The sequence below is a fragment of the Agrobacterium sp. MA01 genome (genome assembly GCF_009650195.1).
Classification (GTDB): domain Bacteria; phylum Pseudomonadota; class Alphaproteobacteria; order Rhizobiales; family Rhizobiaceae; genus Allorhizobium.
In genome coordinates this window covers 3,694,731-3,714,412 of sequence record NZ_CP045854.1, presented here as the reverse complement: position 1 = coordinate 3,714,412, position 19,682 = coordinate 3,694,731, and the positions used below count along the sequence as shown (strand labels likewise).

14 protein-coding genes are annotated in these 19,682 nt (G+C 59.9%); 13 read left to right on the top strand and 1 reads right to left on the bottom strand.

Annotation, left to right across the window (positions count from 1 at the left end):
* Window positions 1-431 precede the first annotated feature (431 nt).
* The 13 genes from GH983_RS17750 (at window position 432) to GH983_RS17690 (ending at window position 15,513) form a co-directional block, all read left to right on the top strand.
* On the top strand, window positions 432-1,598 hold the full coding sequence (locus tag GH983_RS17750; RefSeq protein ID WP_236759265.1) for an ROK family transcriptional regulator: 1,167 nt from the start codon (window positions 432-434) through the stop codon (window positions 1,596-1,598).
* 113 nt (window positions 1,599-1,711) lie between these two features.
* The gene (locus tag GH983_RS17745) at window positions 1,712-2,851 is read left to right on the top strand and encodes a M20 family metallopeptidase (RefSeq protein WP_246727429.1); all 1,140 of its coding nucleotides are present in this window, start codon (window positions 1,712-1,714) and stop codon (window positions 2,849-2,851) included.
* Window positions 2,852-2,877: 26 nt separating this feature from the next.
* On the top strand, window positions 2,878-3,939 hold the full coding sequence (locus GH983_RS17740) for a substrate-binding domain-containing protein (protein WP_371418369.1): 1,062 nt from the start codon (window positions 2,878-2,880) through the stop codon (window positions 3,937-3,939).
* A 73-nt stretch (window positions 3,940-4,012) separates the two neighbouring features.
* Window positions 4,013-4,960 carry an ABC transporter permease gene (locus GH983_RS17735; RefSeq protein WP_054149573.1) on the top strand — a complete coding sequence of 316 codons (948 nt, stop codon included), beginning with the start codon at window positions 4,013-4,015 and terminating at the stop codon, window positions 4,958-4,960.
* Between the two features lie 13 nt (window positions 4,961-4,973).
* Window positions 4,974-6,191 (top strand): alanine racemase, encoded by a 1,218-nt coding sequence (locus GH983_RS17730; RefSeq protein WP_054149572.1) that lies wholly within the window; start codon window positions 4,974-4,976, stop codon window positions 6,189-6,191.
* The gene (locus tag GH983_RS17725; RefSeq protein WP_054149571.1) at window positions 6,188-6,922 is read left to right on the top strand and encodes an ATP-binding cassette domain-containing protein; all 735 of its coding nucleotides are present in this window, start codon (window positions 6,188-6,190) and stop codon (window positions 6,920-6,922) included. Before GH983_RS17730 ends, GH983_RS17725 begins: the two co-directional genes overlap by 4 nt.
* Window positions 6,923-7,651: 729 nt before the next feature.
* Window positions 7,652-8,728: a transporter substrate-binding protein gene (locus GH983_RS17720; protein ID WP_153763124.1), complete on the top strand. Its 1,077-nt coding sequence runs from the start codon at window positions 7,652-7,654 to the stop codon at window positions 8,726-8,728.
* On the top strand, window positions 8,725-9,336 hold the full coding sequence (locus GH983_RS17715; protein WP_069042979.1) for an ANTAR domain-containing response regulator: 612 nt from the start codon (window positions 8,725-8,727) through the stop codon (window positions 9,334-9,336). The genes GH983_RS17720 and GH983_RS17715 overlap by 4 nt, the downstream gene beginning before the upstream one ends.
* A complete protein-coding gene (locus GH983_RS17710; protein ID WP_194842748.1) occupies window positions 9,311-10,210 on the top strand; it encodes an ABC transporter permease in 900 nt (299 codons plus the stop codon). Before GH983_RS17715 ends, GH983_RS17710 begins: the two co-directional genes overlap by 26 nt.
* The gene (locus GH983_RS17705) at window positions 10,210-11,130 is read left to right on the top strand and encodes an ABC transporter permease (protein WP_054149568.1); all 921 of its coding nucleotides are present in this window, start codon (window positions 10,210-10,212) and stop codon (window positions 11,128-11,130) included. Before GH983_RS17710 ends, GH983_RS17705 begins: the two co-directional genes overlap by 1 nt.
* Before the next feature lie 27 nt (window positions 11,131-11,157).
* On the top strand, window positions 11,158-12,774 hold the full coding sequence (locus tag GH983_RS17700) for an ABC transporter substrate-binding protein (protein ID WP_153763123.1): 1,617 nt from the start codon (window positions 11,158-11,160) through the stop codon (window positions 12,772-12,774).
* 7 nt (window positions 12,775-12,781) lie between these two features.
* Entirely contained in the window at window positions 12,782-13,741 is a 960-nt protein-coding gene (locus GH983_RS17695; RefSeq protein WP_054149566.1) for an acetamidase/formamidase family protein, read from the top strand.
* The gene (locus GH983_RS17690) at window positions 13,738-15,513 is read left to right on the top strand and encodes an ABC transporter ATP-binding protein (protein WP_153763122.1); all 1,776 of its coding nucleotides are present in this window, start codon (window positions 13,738-13,740) and stop codon (window positions 15,511-15,513) included. Before GH983_RS17695 ends, GH983_RS17690 begins: the two co-directional genes overlap by 4 nt.
* Before the next feature lie 441 nt (window positions 15,514-15,954).
* Here the strand turns inward: GH983_RS17690 and GH983_RS17685 are convergent, their stop codons facing one another.
* Window positions 15,955-19,185 carry a PAS domain S-box protein gene (locus GH983_RS17685; protein ID WP_153763121.1) on the bottom strand — a complete coding sequence of 1,077 codons (3,231 nt, stop codon included), beginning with the start codon at window positions 19,183-19,185 and terminating at the stop codon, window positions 15,955-15,957.
* Window positions 19,186-19,682 lie beyond the last annotated feature (497 nt).

Here is a 19,682-nt window from a genome sequence, read left to right as displayed (position 1 = left end):
GGCCTTAAGATCACCACCTCACCCTTGCTATCTCGCGTCCCGGACTCTCGGACGGTCGCGTGATGCGCGACGAAAACGACTATCCAGGCATGGACGCCGAAAGGTACCGCATCACCTGCTTTAGAGGTGTCGGCAAGGCAACAGCAGAGTACTGCGAAAAGGGAATGTCCTCGGTCATCGTCGCATCCACTATATTAAGTGGACCGACGCAACCGTACCGACCGCTGTGACGAATTCCCGTTTTGAAAGGAAGGGATTCCCCTAAAGGCCCGGCGGAGACGCCCGCCGGTGCATTGGTGCCTTCGGATCAGATTCTGCTTGACTAAATCACAGCGCCATAGTTAGTTCGTCAACAGAACGAATTAATAAGGTGCTAAATGGAACCCGCCCAGTCCCACTCGTTTTCCCGGCAGGTTTCGCTTTGCATGACGATGCAGTCGATCATCCATTGCGGACCAATCTCGCGCGCTTCGATCTCGAAACAGACCGGGCTTTCAAAGCAAACGGTCTCGGAACTCGTGCGCATCCTCGAAGAGGAAGGCTGGGTCAGCGAAACGGGCCGGACTTCTGGCCACGTCGGTCGTACGGCCACGACCTATGAACTGATCCCAGACAGTGCTTTCATGGCTGCCGTCGATCTGGGTGGCACAAAACTTCGTGTGGCCATCGTTGATCTGGCCGGTTCTATCGTCGCAGAAGTTGTCGCTCCGACCCATCCCGATGGTGGCCGGGCCGTTGCGGTCCAAATAGGTGAGCTGGTCGAGGCCGCGGTCATGCAAGGCAATGTCGACCGGACGCGGGTTCGGCAGACGGTTGTCGGTTGTCCGGGTGTCCCGGATCAGGCCACTGGATATGTGCGCTTCGCGCCAAACATTGCAGGAATCGATAGTTTTGATTTCCGGGGTGCCGTGTCTAAGGAAACCGGCACGCAAGTCATGCTGGAGAATGACGTCAACCTTGCCGTTCTGGGCGAGCAATGGCTTGGGGCAGGGCGCGGGATCGACCATCTCGCTTTCATTGCCCTGGGAACCGGCATTGGTGCAGGCCTGATCGTGAATGGTAACTTGTTGCGTGGGGCGTCCGGCGCAGCAGGGGAACTTGGCTATTTGCCCTTTGGCGCCGATCCGTTCGAGGCCGAGTCACTGCGGGTTGGTGCTTTTGAACGAGTGACAGCCACTCAGAGTATCCGTTCGGCTTATCAGTCGGCGACTGGGCGCGCCATCGAAGTGCCAGCGATATTCTCAGCTGCCGCAGAAGGCGATGCAGCAGCACAGGTTGTCCTTGACGGCGTAGCCCGGCAGCTTGCCCGCGCGGTGGCCACACTAGGCGCTGTGATCGCGCCCGAGGTCGTTATCCTTGGTGGCTCGATTGGCGCGCGCCCGGAGATCATCGCGGCGACCGAAGCCGAGCTGGCGCGCTGTTTTCCCTTCCCAATCCGTGTCGTTCCAAGCCTGCTTGGCAACCACGCTGCTCTCAGCGGTGCCGTGGCGATCGGCCTTACCGAACTGCATACGGCGCTCTTTGCTCAGTCCGCCCCGGGTGCAGTCGTAACGCTCCCGGCGCCTAAGCCTGGCTTGATCCCGAGGGCAGCAGAATGACCGGCCGCGACACCTTGATCACCCGACTGCGCGCCCGTCTGGACACGGCCGCAGCGACCGATCTGCTGGCACGGGCAGTGCAAGCGGCCTCGGTCACCGGTGACGAGGCCAACATGGTTGCGATGCTGCGGCCCGAGATGGAGCGCCTTCGCCTTTCACCACGTGTCGAGGAATTCCTCGCGGGCCGCCCCAACATAAGCGGGCGACGACCCGGCGCAGGAACAGGTCCGGACCTGCTGTTCATTGGGCATACCGATGTGGTCCACCCTCGCGACTGGAGGGATTATTGGGCTGGTCACGCCCAGCAAGACCCGTTTGGTGCGGCAGTCGTCGATGGCGAACTTTGGGGGCGTGGTGCTGCCGATCTTAAAGCAGGCATATGCACTGCGCTGGCCGCGTTGGACTTGATTGACCGGTCGGGCATCCGTCTCGCAGGCAGCGTCTCATATGCTTTCGTCGGCGACGAAGAGAGCGGCGAGACTGGAACGGGCATCAGCGCGGGCGTGCGGCAATGGGCCAATTCCGTCACCTCTGGCAAACTTCCCCGCCCTGACCTTGCTGTCTATGTCGAGCCGACACGATTGCAGGTGCTGCCTACGCAGATAGGGTTTTACATCGCGGACGTGAAGCTAACCGGACAAGCGGCCTACTTTGGTCGCCCCGATCTTGGCCGGGACGCATTGCGGGCCGCGCACAGAGTTTTGCAGGCGATTTGGGATCATTCCGACCAGCTTTCAACAGCCCGCGAGCATCCGCTACTGGGTCGGGCCTTCACATTGGTTACAGGGCTTGAGGCCGGCGGCCTGATCGCAGTACCTGGCGAATGCCGTTTCTCTATGATCGGCAAGCTGCTGCCGGGTGACAGCCTTGATCGCGCGACCGCCGAACTCGAAGCGGTGATCCGCGCAGCGACCCCGGCGGATATCGGCATCGAGATCGTCTTTCCAGCTGGGCGTGACCATCCACGCGGCGGATCGCCTGCCGGCATTGCGGTTGATCATGACTTGGTCAGGACCTTGTCCAACTGCATTGCATCTGTCCGCCCGGATCGCGGCGGCATCGAAGGGGCACCGTTCTGGTCGGAAATGCCCTTCCTCACACAGACGATCGGCATCCCGGCTGTCTACTGCGCGCCCGGTGACATCTCGATCTGCCACACCAACTTCGAGCGGGTGCCGCTGAAGGACTACCACGACGGCATTCTGGCCTTCGCGGCTTTCATCGCCACCACTTGCGGAATCCTGCCCGAGTGATCGGGCCAACATCAGGGAGAACGACCGTGAAAATTGCGACGAGGAAACTTCTGGCATCGCTTTCGGTGCTCACGCTGCTGGCACTTTCCGCCAGCGCGCAGACCGTTGGGCCATCGGGCGAGGCAGCTACGCCCGCGTCCGAAATCACCTTGGACGAAGCGCAGGCGGCTGAACTTAAAGTCAAAGGTCTCAAGGCGGCCCTGCTCTGGCACGACCAGGCCGACTTCGTGAACGCGGTAACGGCAGGTGCGACTGATGAGTTCACCCGCCTGGGGATCGAAGTTGTCGCTACCACCTCGGCTGGGTTTGATAGCGCCAAGCAGTTGGCCGATGTCGAAACCACGATGGCACTGAAACCGAATATCATTCTGTCGCTGCCTTTGGATCCGGTGGCTTCAGCTGCAGCGTTCAAGAAGGCCAGCGAAGCCGGCATAAAGCTGGTGTTCCTGTCGAACCTGCCTGCTAACTACAAACACCCCACGGATTATGGCGCCATTGTAACAGATGATCTGTTCCAGATGGGCAAACAGGCGGCAGATGTTCTGGCGACTTCGATGGGTGGCAAGGGCAAGGTCGGTTGGATTTTCCATGATGCTGCCTATTACGTCACCAACCAACGCGACAACGCCTTCAAGACCACGATCCAGAATGACTACCCCGACATGCAGATTGTGGCCGAAGCCGGGATCAGCGACCCGGCACGCGCCGAAGAAATCGCCAATGCGATGCTGCTGCAAAACCCTGATCTTGGTGGCATCTACGTCACTTGGGCGGGCCCGGCCGAAGGTGTGCTGGCAGCTCTTCGCGCGACTAGCAACACCACAACCAAGATCGTGACGCTGGACCTGTCGGAACCCATCGCGCTTGACATGGTCAAAGGTGGCAACGTGGCCGGGATCGTCGCTGACGAGGCTTACGAGCTGGGTCGTGCCATGGCGGCCGTTGGTGCCCGCGCCGTCTTGGGGGTCGAAAACCCGCCCTTCATCGTCGCCCCCGCATTGACCGTCACCAAGGATAACGTCGTCGAGGGCTGGCAGAAGTCCCTGCACAAAGACGCGCCGCAGTCAGTGCTCGACGCCTTGAAGTGATGCGACCTGCTGCGCCCGGTCGTCGCCTGGCGCAGCACCACTTCTCGCCCTTCTCTCTGTTTGGACGCATGTTATGAACTTTACACTCCCCTCGCGCGCCGCCTTGCAGGGACTGATCGTCTATGCCGGCTTTGTTCTGATCTTCCTTTTCTTCTCGGTTATGCTTTGGGATCGCGGGTTTCTGTCGGCCCAGAACCTGACCAACATCGTCTTGCAGACGGCGCCCGCGACGGTGCTGGCCGTCGGGCTTGTTTTTGTGCTGGCAGCTGGGGAAATCGACCTGTCCTTTGGCGCTGCCGTTGCATTGGCCGCGATCGTCGCGGCCATGGTGATGCGGGTCTATCCTTGGCCTATTGGCGTGCTGGCTGGAATGGCAACCGGCATGGCCGTTGGGCTGGTGAACGGTGCTATTGTCGCCTATGCGCGGCTGCCCTCCTTTCTGGTCACACTGGCCACTATGGGCGTCGTCGCCGGACTGGCGCGTGAGTTGTCGAACCTGCAATCCATTCCTGTCACCGCAGAGCCATTCATCGCTGTCTTCGGCGGCGGCCGCGTTTTCGGCATCCCTTCGCTGGTTCTCTGGACCATGGCAGCGCTGGTAATCGGCCATCTGATCTTTCGGGAAACCCGTTATGGCGCACATGTTCTGGCCACAGGCGACAACCCGAGGGCGGCCCTGGTATCTGGTATACGCGTCGTGCGCCTGCGGCTTTCGGTCATGGTGCTGTCTGGGGCCTGCGCGGGTCTGGCTGGGCTCCTCTATGCAGGCCGCCTACAGGCCGCCCGCTATACCTTGGGTGAGAGCGATCTGATGACGGTGATCGCAGCTGTCATCGTCGGTGGCACAGCTTTGAGCGGCGGTCGGGGGACTATTCCGGGCGCGCTGGTCGGCAGTCTGATGATGGGCATGTTGTCAAATGGGCTGATCCTGATGGGCCTGTCCGTCTCTTGGCAGATGATCATCAAGGGCCTGATCGTACTGGTTGCCGTTGCCGTTTCGTTGCGCGAACCCAACCGCTAACAGGAGGCTCCTCATGTTCCTTGACGTCCTGCGCCGCCGCAATCCTGATTTCATCCGGACCGCACAGTCCCTGCATCAGGCCGGAATGATCCCCGCGAATTCTTATGTTCTCGATCTGGATGCTGTTACCGAAAACGCTCGCATTATGCGCGCTGAGGGCGACCGACTGGGCCTGAAGGTCTATGCAATGACCAAGCAGGTCAGCCGTAATACTGGGTTTTCCCGCGCTGTGATGGCGGGTGGAATTGACCGGGCGGTGGCCGTAGACATGGCCTGTGCCATCGCATGCCAAAACGCGGGCCTGCGGATCGGCCATCTTGGTCATCTGGTTCAAGTGCCCCGCGCCGAAGCCGCCATGGCCGCGCGTGACCTTGCACCCGACTATTGGACGGTGTTTTCAGACGATAAGGCCGCCGAGGCGGCCACTGCTGCAAAGGCGTCGGGCCGCGAACAAGCCCTTCTTGCCCGCGTCCAGACCCAAGGTGATACGTTTTACCGGGGTCACGAAGGCGGATTTGCAGCTGAAGCTGCGGTTGAGGCCGCGCGCCGGATCGACGCGCTGGATGGCGCGTGCTTCGCCGGGATTACCACCTTCCCAGCGCAGCTTTACGATCATGCCAGCCGTAGAGTGCGCCATACCCCGAACTTGGCCACCCTGCAGCGCACCGCAGATGCGCTACGCCGGGCTGGCTTTTCAGACCTTGAAATCAACGCCCCCGGCACGACATCGCTGGTCACCTTGCAGGCACTGGCCGAAGCAGGCGCGACGCAGGTGGAGCCGGGCAATGGTCTGCATGGCACGACGCCGCTGCATGCAGTGGATGACCTGCCAGAACGTCCCGCCGTTCTTTATCTGACCGAAGTCAGCCACCTGCACGCTGGTCGCGCCTATTGCTTTGGCGGCGGGCTCTACATTGATCCGGTGTTCCCGGAATATGATGTGCAGGCTTTGGTTGGCCCTGAACCGACCGTTGATGCCGCATCCTTGCGGTCGGTTGAAATCCCGCCCCCTGCTGCGATTGACTACTACGGCATGATCGACGCCACCGGGCCAACGCCACCGCGCACCGGCGACACCGTTGTTTTCGGCTTCCGCGGCCAGGCCTTCGTCACTCGCGCCTATTCCGTGGGGATCGCCGGAATCTCGACTGGCAACCCGCAGGTCATATCCATTGAGAATATTTTTGGTCAGCCAGAGCCCTGGCCCCGTTTGCGTAAGGCAATATCATGACCCCAGTTCTGCAACTCAAGAACATCCGCAAGTCATTCGGTGGTGTCACCGCGATTCAGGACTTCTCGCTTGACCTTAATGCGGGGGAAGTGGTGGCTCTGGTAGGAGACAATGGCGCCGGCAAATCCACACTGATCAAGATGATCTCGGGCGTTTACCCCCCATCCTCGGGCGAGATCCTGCTGGATGGTGAACCCGCCAGCTTTGCCGATGCCTCAGTTGCGCGCGAGCGTGGGATCGAAGTGGTCTATCAGGACCTTGCCCTTGCCGACCAACAGACGGTCTACATGAACCTCTTTCTGGGCCGCGAACCCGTGAAAGGCCCACTTCGCCTGCTGGATCGTAAACGGATGATCGCGGAAACCGAGGCTCTGGTGAAGGAACTTGATGTGCGCATCCCTTCGGCCTCCGCTACCATCCGCGACCTGTCGGGTGGTCAAAGGCAGGGTGTCGCCATTGCGCGCGCCACACATTGGGCCAAAAAGCTCGTCCTTCTCGATGAACCCACAGCAGCACTTGGGGTTGCCGAAACCGCACGGGTTGAGGCGACAATTGAGGCGCTGAAGCTACGTAAACTTGCTATTTTCATCATCTCGCATAGCCTTGATCAGGTATTCCGCCTGTCTGATCGCATCTGTGTCCTGCGCCGGGGTCAGCAGATTGGCATCAGGGAAACGGCCAAGACCGACAAGAACGAAATCATCGCCATGATCACAGGGGTTGCGGCATGAACGGCCCGGGACACCTGATGGTCGCTGAAGGTACAGAAATTCCTGCAGCGATCGAAGAGGGCTGATGGAGTGGATGCCCCCTCCCGACGGCATCGCAATGTGCACCTCAAGGCATCGCGAACCTAGCCCTGTTGGCGAAGACTATTGAAGATCACGAAGCCGGCCTCGAGCTTATCGTTGTAGAGACCGGCCGACTGTATCTGGACCAAATCGAGGCGCTGTCCTCGCGCATCGCGTCGCTGGTGGCCTGAACCCTAATATCCCTCCAGTGTTAGGGAGCAGAGCAATCAGAGCAGTGATCTTCTTGCCTCAAAGCTAGGAAAGAAGGTGTCTAGAAATCTCGGGGCTATTCAAACGAACGTCCGACGAGCCAATATCCCGGACGATGCGTGATCCGTTTCCAGCGGGCGATGATCTCGCCGGCAACAAGCGAGACGGGTCAAATTTGCCTGACGAGCTTTGCTTTCGATGATCCATCAGTTCATCGCTGGACGGACGTGGAAAACGCGGGGATTTTCGGCAATTGCAGAGGCAAAAATCAGCAAGTGCACAAATGTTGCGCGCCGCAGCATCTGTGCGATGGATTCATGCAGTTTCAGTGGCTGATTTTGAAATTATGCTTTCAATCTCAGGTTTGCGAGACTAAACTGGAAGGAATAGCGGCACCTGAGCCCCGTTTCGATCGCGTCCATGACGCGCATCGGCGGGGCTTTTTGCATTGGGAATCGGATGAAGCGAATCGTAGACATTGGTGTGCTTTTGTCACGCAGCGGCATGTATGCCGCCTTGTCGCGGGCTAGCCGCGACGGCGTGTTTCGTGGCGTCGAGGAGGTCAATGCCGATCCGGGGCTCGATGTATCCTTTCGCGTCACCGAACGCGACCCTGACGGACGGCTTGACCGTTATGCGCCTCTCTGCCGCGAAATCCTGCGTGGCTCCGGCGTGCGCCATATCTTCGGCTGCATCACATCCGCAAGTCGCAAGGAGGTCATTCCTGAACTCGAGCGCTTCGACGGAATCTTGTGGTACCCAGTGCCTTATGAGGGATTTGAGGCGTCCGAGCGGGTTGCCTACATGCATGCCTGCCCGAACCAGCATCTGCTGCCGCTTTTGGACTGGGCGCTGCCCACGCTGGGAAAGCGCGCCTATCTCGTCGGCTCCAATTATATCTGGGGCTGGGAGATGGCGCAGATCGCGCGCGAAAAGATCGCAGCTGCGGGCGGACAGGTCCTGGGCGATCGCTACCTTCCCATCGGTGACACCGAACTCGACCACATCATCAGTGATATAAGGGCATTGAAGCCGAGCTTCATACTGAATTCGCTCGTCGGCGACAGCGCTTACGCCTTTCTGGCGCGGCTCGCCCAGTTAAAGCAAGAGGCCGAATTCGTCGATGGCTTGACCGTGCTGTCGTGCAACTTCACCGAATGCGAGATCGAGGCGGCAGGCGAGGCGGCCGAAGGGCTGGTTTCGGCCGGTCCGTGGTTCGAGCCAGACGGCGGGAGGGGCGGATCGTTTTACGAGATGGCGCGCCAGTCCGTGCATGAACTGGCCCTGCTTCTGCATGGTCGCGCCGAGGCAGAAGAGCTTCCCCTGGCGGAACTCCTGCACACGGCGCTCAAGGCGGGCCGCACGACGCGCCTTGATCCCGTGCACCTGCATGCGCGCCAGCCGGCGATTGTCGCGCGTCTGGAAAATGGTCGGTTTCAGGAGATCAGGCGACTGCCTGTGATGCGTGCCGATCCATACCTCACGCAAAGGACGCAGCCCGCCTATTCGGGCTCCCACTTGAAGGTGGTGTCATGACCCGCATCAGGACAGAAAATCTGGGTGGAGCAACCGCGTGGATCCTGCACCGACCTCACCCTTCCGTAAATGGGCTTGTCCGCCAACTCGGGGTCATTGGCCTTGAGGTCCACGAGGTCTGGCCCGAGCTTCCGGTCGAGACGATCGAGGCAGACTTCATCTTCTACGATGCAGACATGGGCCACGACGAGCAGTTCCCCTGGACGCCCGGACAGTCACCCATGCCGATGATCGCGCTTATCGGATCGGAAGCGCCGGGCCGCTTGCGCTGGGCTATGGAAATGGGCGCGCACGCCCAGCTCCTGAAGCCGATGAGCGACAAGGGCGTCTATGCCGCTCTTCTCGTCGCGCGCAGCAATTTCGATCGGGCCAAGGCCTCCGAAGCCCTGATCGCCGATCTGCAGAGCCGCCTTTCGGCACGTCAGACGATCGTGCGCGCCGTCATGCTCTTCGTGATGAAGGGCAAGACGGAAGCCGAGGCCTATGACCTTCTGCGTCAGACCGCGATGGCTTGGCGCGTGACGATCGAGATTGCCGCCGAGCGGCTGGTGGCTAATCACTCGCATGAAAGGGGTGCCGACGATGGCAGACGCATCGATCCCGCCTGAATCCTTGGCCGCACCGGAAAGCGGGCCATCCGTGTGGCGGCAACTGGCTGAACGCAAGCTGGCGCTATTGGGGCTCCTGATCACCTTTGTCTGCGTCGGTGGCGCGATCTTCGCCCCGTTGCTTGCACCCTTCGATCCCTACGAGCAATTCTTTGACGGCCTCACCATCGAAGGCGCGCCCTTGCCGCCGAACACGATGTTCTGGTTCGGCACGGATCTTCTGGGCAGAGACCTGTTCTCACGCATCCTGTATGGCGCGCAGACCTCGCTCGTGATCGGGCTGGTTGCCAACGGAACCGCCTTGCTGATCGGCACGCTGGTCGGCGTGACCGCGGGTTACTTCCGCGGCATCATCGGTGCGGTGCTGATGCGCTTCACCGATCTGATGATGGCCTTTCCGGCACTGCTCCTGGCGATCTGTCTGGCTGCGATCTTCTCCCCGTCCCTCTGGATCGTTGCGATGGTGATTGCCTTTGTGAACTGGGTCCAGACGGCACGCGTGATCTTCACGCAGACCTCCTCGCTCGCCGAACGCGACTATATCGCGGCGGAAAAGACGCTTGGCGCCGGCCATGGGCGCATCCTGTTCAAGCACATCCTGCCACATCTGATCCCGACTTTGATCGTCTGGGGGACGCTTGGAATCTCCACCACCGTCCTCTTGGAGGCGACCTTGTCGTTCCTCGGCATCGGTGTTCAACCGCCGATTCCCTCCTGGGGCAACATCATCTTCGAGAACCAGACCTACTTCCAGTCTGCACCTTGGCTGGTCTTCATTCCCGGGGCGGCGATCCTGTTGCTGGCGCTTGCGTTCAACCTCGTCGGCGACGCGCTACGCGACATTCTCGATCCGACACAACAGGGGCGTGACTGATGGCTGCCTATATCCTCAGACGCCTGGTTCAGTCGGCGCTTATCCTGCTCGGCGTGTCCTTCATCACCTTCGTCCTTCTTTACGTCCTGCCGGCAGACCCGGTCCGTCAGATCGCCGGTCGCTCCGCAACAGCTGCAACTGTCGAGAGCATTCGCCAGCAGCTCGGGCTGGATCAGCCGTTTCTCGTGCAGTACGGCAACTATCTCTTGAACCTCGTCCAGGGCGATTTCGGACGCTCTTATCTTCAGAAAACGGAAGTCGCCGAGCTCCTGTTCTCGCGCCTGCCGGCAACCTTGCTCCTGCTCGTTGCAGCGATCGGTTGCGAGCTCCTGATCGGCCTGCCGCTCGGCATCGTGGCTGCGCTCAATCGCGGCAAGGCGATCGACAACGGGCTGATGCTAACGAGCTTCCTGACGGTCTCTGCGCCGCAATTCGTCGTGGCGCTGTTGTTGCTGTTCGTCTTTGCGGTGAAGCTCGGCTGGTTCCCGATCGGCGGATACGGCACCTTCGCCCATCTCGTTTTGCCGGCCGTGACACTCGGTATTCTCGGCTCGGGCTGGTACTCGCGCATCATGCGATCCTCCATGGTCGACGTATTGCGGGCCGACTTCATCCGTACCGCCCGCGCCAAGGGCCTCGGCCGCAGCAGGGTCATTCTTGGACATGCCCTGCCCAACGCCATCCTGCCGATCATCGCGATGATCGGTATCGACATCGGCCTCTTCATGTCCGGCATTGTCGTTGTCGAAAGTGTCTTTGGCTGGCCCGGTATCGGTCAGCTGGCCTGGCAAGCGATCCAGCGCGTCGACATCCCGATCATCATGGGCGTCACGCTCGTCTCTGCCTGCGGCATCGTCATCGGCAACCTGATCGCCGACCTGATTTCGCCGCTCATCGATCCGCGCATCAAGCTGCGCTGAAACCGTCAACCCACAGGAGTAAGGCCTATGAAGAAGCTTATCCTTTCAACTGCGCTCGCAACCCTCATGGCCCTGCCGGCCTTTGCGCCGGCCACGGCCCAGGAACCGAAGCATGGTGGCAATATGGTCGTTACGTATAAGGACGATGTCGCGACGCTCGATCCGGCGATCGGTTATGACTGGCAGAACTGGTCGATGATCAAGTCGGTCTTCGACGGTCTCATGGACTACGAACCCGGCACCACCAACCTGCGTCCGGGTCTTGCCGAAAGCCATGAGATTTCCGAGGACGGCTTGACCTATACATTCAAGCTGCGCCCCGGCGTCAAGTTTCACAATGGCCGCGAACTCGTGGCTGACGACGTCGTCTACTCGATCAACCGCGTGATCAACCCGGCCACGCAGTCACCCGGCCAGGGCTTCTTTGCGATGATCGACGGCTATGACGCCGCTGCTGAGGGCGAGGCCGAGACCGTCTCGGGCGTGTCTGCGCCCGATGCCAGCACTGTCGTCTTCAAGCTGTCGCGTCCGGACGCAACTTTCCTGCACGTCATGGCGCTCAACTTCTCGTTTGTCGTTCCGAAGGAAGCGGTCGAGGAAGCCGGAGCAGATTTCGGCAAGAAGCCGGTCGGCACAGGGGCATTCAAGTTGACCGAATGGACGCTCGGCCAGCGCCTCGTCTTCGAGAAGAACGCCGATTATTGGATCTCGGGCGTTCCCTATCTCGACAGCTTCACGGTTGAAGTCGGTCAGGAGCCGGTCGTCGCCTTGCTGCGGGCACAGAACGGTGAGGTCGATATCCCAGGTGACGGCATTCCGCCGGCCAAGTTCGTCGAAGTGATGCAGGATGAGGCGCAGAAAAGCCTCGTGGTCGAAGGCGGCCAGTTGCATACCGGCTACATCACCATGAATGTCACGAAGGCGCCGTTCGACAAGGTCGAGGTACGCCGTGCCGTGAACATGGCGATCAACAAGGATCGCATTGTTCAGGTTATCAATGGACGTGCCGTTCCGGCAACCCAGCCGCTTCCGCCATCCATGCCGGGCTACACTCAAGCTTACGAGGGCTACAAGTTCGACCAGGAAGGCGCAAAGAAGCTCCTGGCCGAGGCCGGTTACGCAGAGGGGTTTGAGACCGAACTCTTCGTCATGAACACCGATCCGAACCCGCGTATCGCCCAGGCGATCCAGCAGGATCTGAAGGCAATCGGCATCAACGCCTCGATCAAGTCCCTGGCGCAAGCCAATGTGATCGAGGCAGGCGGTGCCGGCAATGCGCCGATGATCTGGTCCGGCGGTATGGCCTGGATCGCCGACTTCCCGGATCCGGCAAACTTCTACGGGCCGATCCTTGGATGCGGCGGTGCCGGCGAAGGTGGCTGGAACTGGTCGAAATACTGCAACGCGGACCTCGACAAGATGGCCGCAGACGCCGATTCCATCGTCGATCCTGCAAAGGTGGACGAACGCCTCGCCAAATGGTCCGACATCTACATGAAGGTGATGGAAGACGCGCCCTGGGCGCCGGTGTTCAACGAGCAGCGCTATACGATGAAGTCTGCCCGCATGGGGGGTGATAACGCCCTGTATGTCGATCCGGTGTCCATCCCGGTCAACTACGACTACGTCTTCATCAAGGAGTGATGCAGCCATGTGCAAGCACTGCAATCACACGATCCACGCCCATCAGCACCATTTCGGCTGGGACAATTCCTTTGCTCCGGCACTCAATGCTGCACCGGGCGAGACGATCCTGTTCCAGTGCCTTGACAGTTCTGGGGGCCAACTTGGCCCCCAGTCCACCGTCGAGGATGTGCAGGCGCTCGATTTCGCCAAGATCAACCCGGTGTCGGGTCCGATCTATGTCGATGGTGCGAAGCCCGGTGACGTGCTGAAGGTGACCATCGAGAGCTTCACGCCGCAGCTTCGTGACGGCGCCGGCTTCGGCTGGACAGCGAACATCCCGGGCTTCGGGCTGCTGGCCGACCAGTTCACCGTGCCTGCGCTCAATGTCTGGAAGTTTGACGCGACGAGCATGGAGCCCGCGCTGTTTGGCAAGACCGCGCGCGTGCCTCTCAAGCCCTTTGCGGGAACGATCGGCAATGCGCTTGCCGAGAACGGTCATCATACGGTTGTGCCGCCGCGGCGTGTGGGCGGCAATCTTGATATCCGCGATCTTTCCGCTGGAACGACGCTTTATCTGCCGGTCGAGGTCGAGGGTGCGCTGTTTTCTGTTGGCGATACCCACGCCGCTCAGGGCGATGGTGAGGTTTGCGGCACGGCCATCGAAAGTCCCTTCGATGTCGTTTTGACACTTGACCTGATCAAGGATCAGCCACTGAAGATGCCGCGTTTCACGACGCCAGGGCCGGTCACGCGTCATCTCGATTCCAAGGGCTATGAGGTGACGACCGGCATCGGTCCGGACCTATGGGCTGCGGCGAGGGATGCCGTCTCCGGCATGGTCGATCTTCTCGCAACGACGCAGAAGATGGATCCTGTCGACGCCTATATGCTCGTCTCGACCTGCGGTGATCTTCGGATTTCCGAAATCGTCGACATGCCGAATGTCGTGGTGAGCTTCTACTTCCCGAGGGCCGTCTTCGAATGACCGCATCCATGCTTTCTCCCGTGGCCGAGCCAATGGCTGACGTCGTCTTGTCGGTTCGCGACCTGCAGGTGTCTGCCCGCTCGGACCAGGGACTTGTCCCGCTGGTCGATGGGCTGAGCTTTGACCTGCATCGAGGTGAGACCCTTGCGATCGCGGGAGAAAGCGGTTCGGGCAAGTCGATAACCTCGCTGGCCTGCATGGGCCTTTTGCCCGAACCCGGGGTGCGGGTGACAGGCGGTTCAATCCGCTTCGAGGACACCGAACTGACGACCCTGCCGGAAAAGCGGATGCAGGCGATGCGCGGCGCGCGCATCGCCATGATCTTCCAGGAGCCGATGACCGCGCTCAATCCGGTCATGAGCATTGGCCGCCAATTGATCGAAGCGATCCGCGCGCACGAGCCGCTATCGGTATCGCAGGCGCGCGCCCGCGCGCTCGAAGCGGTCAAGGCGGTGCGTCTCTCGCAACCGGAGAAGCGGCTTGAGCAATATCCGCATGAACTCTCTGGCGGCATGCGGCAACGCGTCATGATCGCCATGGCAATTGCGCTGCGACCCGCCGTTCTCATTGCCGACGAGCCGACAACGGCGCTCGATGTCACGGTTCAGCGTGAAGTTCTCGATCTGCTGCGCGACCTGCAGAAGGAGCTGGGGACCGCCGTCATCCTGATTACCCATGACATGGGCGTTGTTGCCGAAATGGCCGATCGCGTGATTGTCATGCGCAAGGGGCAGATGATCGAGGCCGCGGGCACGGTCGATCTCTTCGATGCGCCGAAAGACCAATACACGCGCGATTTGCTTGCGGCGGTGCCGCGCATCGGGGGCGGGGCTGAGCGTCCCGCTCTTGAGACCCGCGATGTGCTCGTGCGTTATGACGATGTATCGGTGAATTTCCCAATACGTGCGGGGCTTCTTGGACGGGTTGCGGCGCGTGTGCATGCGGTCGAGCATGTTTCGCTGGAGATATACCGTGGCGAAACTCTGTCGCTCGTCGGCGAATCCGGCTGCGGGAAGTCGACAATGGCAAAGGCGCTGGTCGGACTGGTGCCCCACGACGGCCGCATCGAGATCAACGGTCAGGCCATGGGGGAACTTCGCGCTGCCGGCCGCAAGGCGATCCGGCGCGATTTACAGATCGTCTTCCAGGACCCCATGGCAGCGCTTGATGCTCGCATGACCGTCGGCGAGCTTATCCGCGAACCGCTTGTTATCCACGGGATTGGAACGCCGGCCGAGCAGAAGGCACGCGTGCGCGAGCTCCTGGAGCGCGTGGAGATGTCGCCGAGCGTCTACAATCGCTATCCGCACCAGTTTTCCGGTGGTCAGCGTCAGCGCATTTGCATCGCGCGCGCCTTGGCTCTGAAACCGAAGCTGATCGTCTGTGATGAAAGCGTCGCTGCCTTGGACGTGTCGATCCAGGCAAAGGTGCTTGACCTTCTGCGCGACCTGCAGAAGGAAAGCGGCGTGACTTATCTCTTTATCAGTCACGACATGGCAGTGGTGGAGAATATCTCCGATCGTGTCGCGGTCATGTATCTTGGCCAGATCGTGGAAATGGGGACGCGCGCGCAGCTTTTCGGCAATCCGCAGCATCCATACACCAGGCGCCTCTTGGAAGCCGTCCCTGTTCCGGACCCGCGCCGAAAGAGATTGGCCGCTCCCCGCCTGGCGGGTGAGATCCCGAGCCCGGTGTGGAACGTCGGCGTACAGCCAGAGCGGGTCACGTTGGTCGATATCGGCCATGGCCACCTCGTGGCAGATCTCGGCTAGATCACGGGCGCCCGCACCGCGGATTTCGATCACTCTGCTTGTGTGACCAAAACTGGCTTGTCGTCAGAGCAGGACTTTGACCGAACTTCGTTCTTTACCCTCAATGGTGGCGACTTACCTGCCTTGTCCTCGCGCTTGTACAGCATGATGTGCGGGAACGGGATTTCTACGCCTCGGCGGTCGAAGACCTGCTTGATCAGCTCGTTGTAAGCGCGGCCGGTTGCCCAGTGGCCGCCGGGAACGGTCTTGATGCGCGCGCACCTTGACGGGGCTGTCGCCGAAAGCGGTTACGCCATGCATCTCGAGCCGGTCGATGATCATCTCCCGCCATTCGGTCTGCATCAAAAGGTCGAACGCCTCGTGTATCGCCTCCTTCACCTCGGCGATGTCCTCTCGCCAGGCGACGCCGATCTCGGCGCAGAACAGCCCGCCGCGCTACCCTCAATCCAAGACCTGCCTGAGATCCTCGACGTCATAGGGCTTAGCAAGCCACTTCACCTGCGTACCAAGTTGCGCACCATCTTTCAGATCAGAGGCGGACAGGCCCGACGCGATGATGATGCGAATGGCCGGCCATCGCGTCTGTACCTCTTGAGCCAAAGATGTTCCTGACACATCCGGCAGCCCGATGTCCGTTATCATCACGTCAATCGCATTCTCCTGCAGAATTGCCATGGCTTTGGCTGCCGTTCCCGCCTCGAAGACGGTATGACCAAAGTCCGAAACCATATCACTCGCGGCCATAAGGATGAGTGGTTCGTCTTCAACCAGAAGAACACTGAGCGTGCGCGCTTCATCTTGTTTTTGGGCTGAGCCTATATCCAGCTTTGGCGCGCGCCTGCTGTCACGATCCAGGCAGGCTCTTACACGATGGGCCAATTCGTCTCGGGTATAGGGTTTGCTTAAGAGCTCGACGCTTTCGTCCAGACGGCCGCCGTGGACGATCGAGTTTTCGGTGTATCCGGATGTGAACAGAACCGCCAATCCGGGAATGAGCTCTTGAGCGCGTTTGGCCATTTCGTGGCTCTTCAACGGACCCGGCATAACGACATCTGTAAACAAGAGATCGATTGGCATCCCGCTCTCGACGATTGCCAGGCCGCTTGTCGCGTCTCTTGCGCGCAACACTTTGTATTCGAGATCGACCAGCAGTTCGACGACAGTCGCACGCACATCGTCGTCATCCTCGATCACGAGGATGGTTTCGCTGCCACCGCGAGCCGGACCTGTCCAGGTAACCGAGGTGATGGCCTCCTGTTGCCGTATCCGCGGCAGATAAATGCGGAATGTCGTGCCTTCCCCCAATTCACTATAGACTTTGATGTGTCCGTTGGACTGCTTCACCAGACCGTAGACCATGCTCAGTCCGAGACCGGTTCCCTGTCCTGGCGGCTTGGTGGTGAAGAAAGGTTCGAAGACCTGGTCAATGATGTCTTGCGACATGCCTGATCCCGTGTCGGTGACAGCTATAAGGACATACTGTCCGGGCTCGATGTCTGGGTGTTGGCGCGCATACCTGTCATCCAAATAGGCGTTGCCCGCTTCAATTGTGAGCTTGCCGTGTCCGTTCATGGCGTCACGGGCGTTTATTGCCAGGTTGAGAATCGCACTTTCGACCTGTGTTTCATCGACCAGTGCATTCCACAGACCACCCGCAATGATTGTCTCAACTTCGACCCCCTCGCCGAGGGCTCGTCGAAGAAGATCATCCATGCCTCGCACCAGCCTGCCCAGGTTGATGACTTTTGGTGCCAGGGGCTGCCTGCGCCCGAACGCAAGCAACTGTGCTGCTAGCTTTGCACCACGAGACACCCCGGCAATTGCGTTCTGCACCCGCTGCTCGGCGCGGATATTTCCGGCGACATCCTGGGTCAGAAGTTGCAGATTGCCGCCGATGACCTGGAGCAGGTTGTTGAAGTCGTGCGCAATTCCACCCGTGAGTTTACCGACGGCTTCCATCTTCTGGGCTTGCCGTAGCTGACCCTCAATGGCCTCTCTTTCAGCGATCGTTTCATCGACCCGTTTCTGAAGGGCTGCATTGAAATTCTCAAGTGCGGCGCGCGCTTCGATCTCGGCGGTGATGTTACGGGCTTCAATGACCGTCCCAATCGCGACTCCATTGGCGTCGAGGATCGGGCTTGCAGTGAAGCCCACGGGATAGAAGCTGCCATCCTTATGGATAAACGTCTCCTCACCCTGCACCCGATGCTCTTCCGGGAACGCCCGGTCGATTGCACACTCATGCAGCGGGAACGGCCGTCCGTCCGGATAGGTGTGATGAATGACGTCATGAAGCGGACGTCCCTTTGTCTCTTCGAACGTGTATCCCGTCAGTCGTTCCGCTGCCGGGTTCATGTAGACGCATTCCTGGCGATGATCCATCAGGAACACCGCCATGGTGGTGTTATCGAGGACAGTATCCAGACGCTGCGAGACTTGTTCCAGTGCGCGAAGTGCTGCGTCACGCTCCGTCGTATCCTCAATCGCCGCAAAGAAAACGGGGCGATTCTCGTCCTGCAGGAGCTGTAGCGATACCGAGACGTTGTAATCGCTACCATTCTTGCGCCGGTGCACAGTGTTAAACTGTTGGATCAGCTTTTCACCTGAGCGAAGCGGGGCAAGCAACGCGTCGAATTGTTCCGGCGACACCTCCGGCTTGATGTCGATTGGGGTGATCTCTCGCAACTCGTCCATGGTGTAGCCGAGATTTTTTCGGGCCCCCCGATTAACCAGGACGAAGTTGAGAGAATGCGCGTCAAAGACAAAGATTTCGCTGGCAGCATCCTCGACGATCCGCCCGAGCCGCTCGCTGGCCGAAGATGACGTCAAGCGGTGCAATTCGGCAGAGGCGCGTCCTGCATAGAATAACAGCGTCTCCTGCGGCTGCCGCGTAGGATCAAGTGGTTCGTCGTTGACAAGTGCGAGCAGTCCGATGCTGCGCCCGTCCGTCCCTTTCAGTGGTACCCCGAGATAGCTCTCAGCGCCGATCTCTGCCAGAAGCGGATCTTTGGGGAACAGCCTGGATACATCGGCAGGGTAGTGGCACATTTCATCGCCAAGTACCTTTGCGCAGGGTGTGCCATCCAAATCGTACTCAAAGTAGTTCTGTCGACGGCCATCACCCCAGGCAGACAGAACCCTTGCCCGTAAAGGATTGTTCGGGTGAAGGTCGCATAGCAGAACCCACCGTGCGCCCAGCGCCTCAGCCAACCCCTCGACAAGCCCATCCAGGAACGGCCTCCCGATCAACTGCGAGCATTCAATCAGTCTCTGTCTGGCAGCATCGGCGCGTTTGCGAGCAGTCATGTCACGCGCAATCTGCGAAGCGCCTAGCACCTTGCCGTCCTGATCTTTGATCGGCGAGACGGTGAGCGAGATGTCCAGCAACTCGCCATCCTTGCGCAGCCGTTGTGTTTCTAGATGATTCACGCTCCCAGAACGGCCAACCCGAGCAAGGATCTCATCTTCCTCTGCATGGCGCTCGGCAGGGATGACCTGGCTGACGTGGTGCCCGATCATTTCGTCGGAGCAATAGCCGAACAATTTGGTGGCGCCCAAATTCCAACTTGTGACGATGCCGTTGAGCGAAATGCTGATAATCGCATCATCGCAATGCGCCACGATCGCCTCGAAGCTAGTTTCGTCGGATGCGTTCTCAAAGGTCTCAGTCAATGGTCTGTCTCATTGTAAGGCCCAGAGGCTTCAGCATCTGAGGAAATTTGGCGGCACTTAAGGAGAGTAATGCTCCGATACTGACAACCTAGTTATGACAGAAAGAGCAGATGGTACAACGATTTGTCGGACCTACCTCGGTCGGACCAGCGCCGAGCTTGCCGCACCGCAGAGCCCCTGGCTGCGGAGGCGGTAGCAATGGCAGCGTGGCTAGGCTGGGCATGACGCAGCACGAGCCCCTCCTTCGCTGCAAATGACATGAATGTGGTTGGGACCGAGTGCCCGAACGATGTCTGCCTGGGTTCTCGGGCGTGTTTAACGCTAACGGCCGCTTTCGGAAATGATTGCCGCCTAGCGCCTTTATGTAAGTCGTGCAGCTTGTCGTCACACGCAACTAGAAGTGGACATTCGTCCGAGCAAGCTGATCGCCTCCGGAAGGCTGGTGGAGGGTGAATTCCTAGCAGTCATCTCGTTCTGCTCTAGAGATCGAATGCTGA

Coding starts and splice junctions, on each gene's coding strand:
- GH983_RS17750 (WP_236759265.1), top strand. CDS start 432: ATGCAGTCGATCATCCATTGCGGACCAATCTCGCGCGCTTCGATCTCG.
- GH983_RS17745 (WP_246727429.1), top strand. CDS start 1,712: ATGGTTGCGATGCTGCGGCCCGAGATGGAGCGCCTTCGCCTTTCACCA.
- GH983_RS17735 (WP_054149573.1), top strand. CDS start 4,013: ATGAACTTTACACTCCCCTCGCGCGCCGCCTTGCAGGGACTGATCGTC.
- GH983_RS17730 (WP_054149572.1), top strand. CDS start 4,974: ATGTTCCTTGACGTCCTGCGCCGCCGCAATCCTGATTTCATCCGGACC.
- GH983_RS17725 (WP_054149571.1), top strand. CDS start 6,188: ATGACCCCAGTTCTGCAACTCAAGAACATCCGCAAGTCATTCGGTGGT.
- GH983_RS17720 (WP_153763124.1), top strand. CDS start 7,652: ATGAAGCGAATCGTAGACATTGGTGTGCTTTTGTCACGCAGCGGCATG.
- GH983_RS17715 (WP_069042979.1), top strand. CDS start 8,725: ATGACCCGCATCAGGACAGAAAATCTGGGTGGAGCAACCGCGTGGATC.
- GH983_RS17710 (WP_194842748.1), top strand. CDS start 9,311: ATGGCAGACGCATCGATCCCGCCTGAATCCTTGGCCGCACCGGAAAGC.
- GH983_RS17705 (WP_054149568.1), top strand. CDS start 10,210: ATGGCTGCCTATATCCTCAGACGCCTGGTTCAGTCGGCGCTTATCCTG.
- GH983_RS17700 (WP_153763123.1), top strand. CDS start 11,158: ATGAAGAAGCTTATCCTTTCAACTGCGCTCGCAACCCTCATGGCCCTG.
- GH983_RS17695 (WP_054149566.1), top strand. CDS start 12,782: ATGTGCAAGCACTGCAATCACACGATCCACGCCCATCAGCACCATTTC.
- GH983_RS17690 (WP_153763122.1), top strand. CDS start 13,738: ATGACCGCATCCATGCTTTCTCCCGTGGCCGAGCCAATGGCTGACGTC.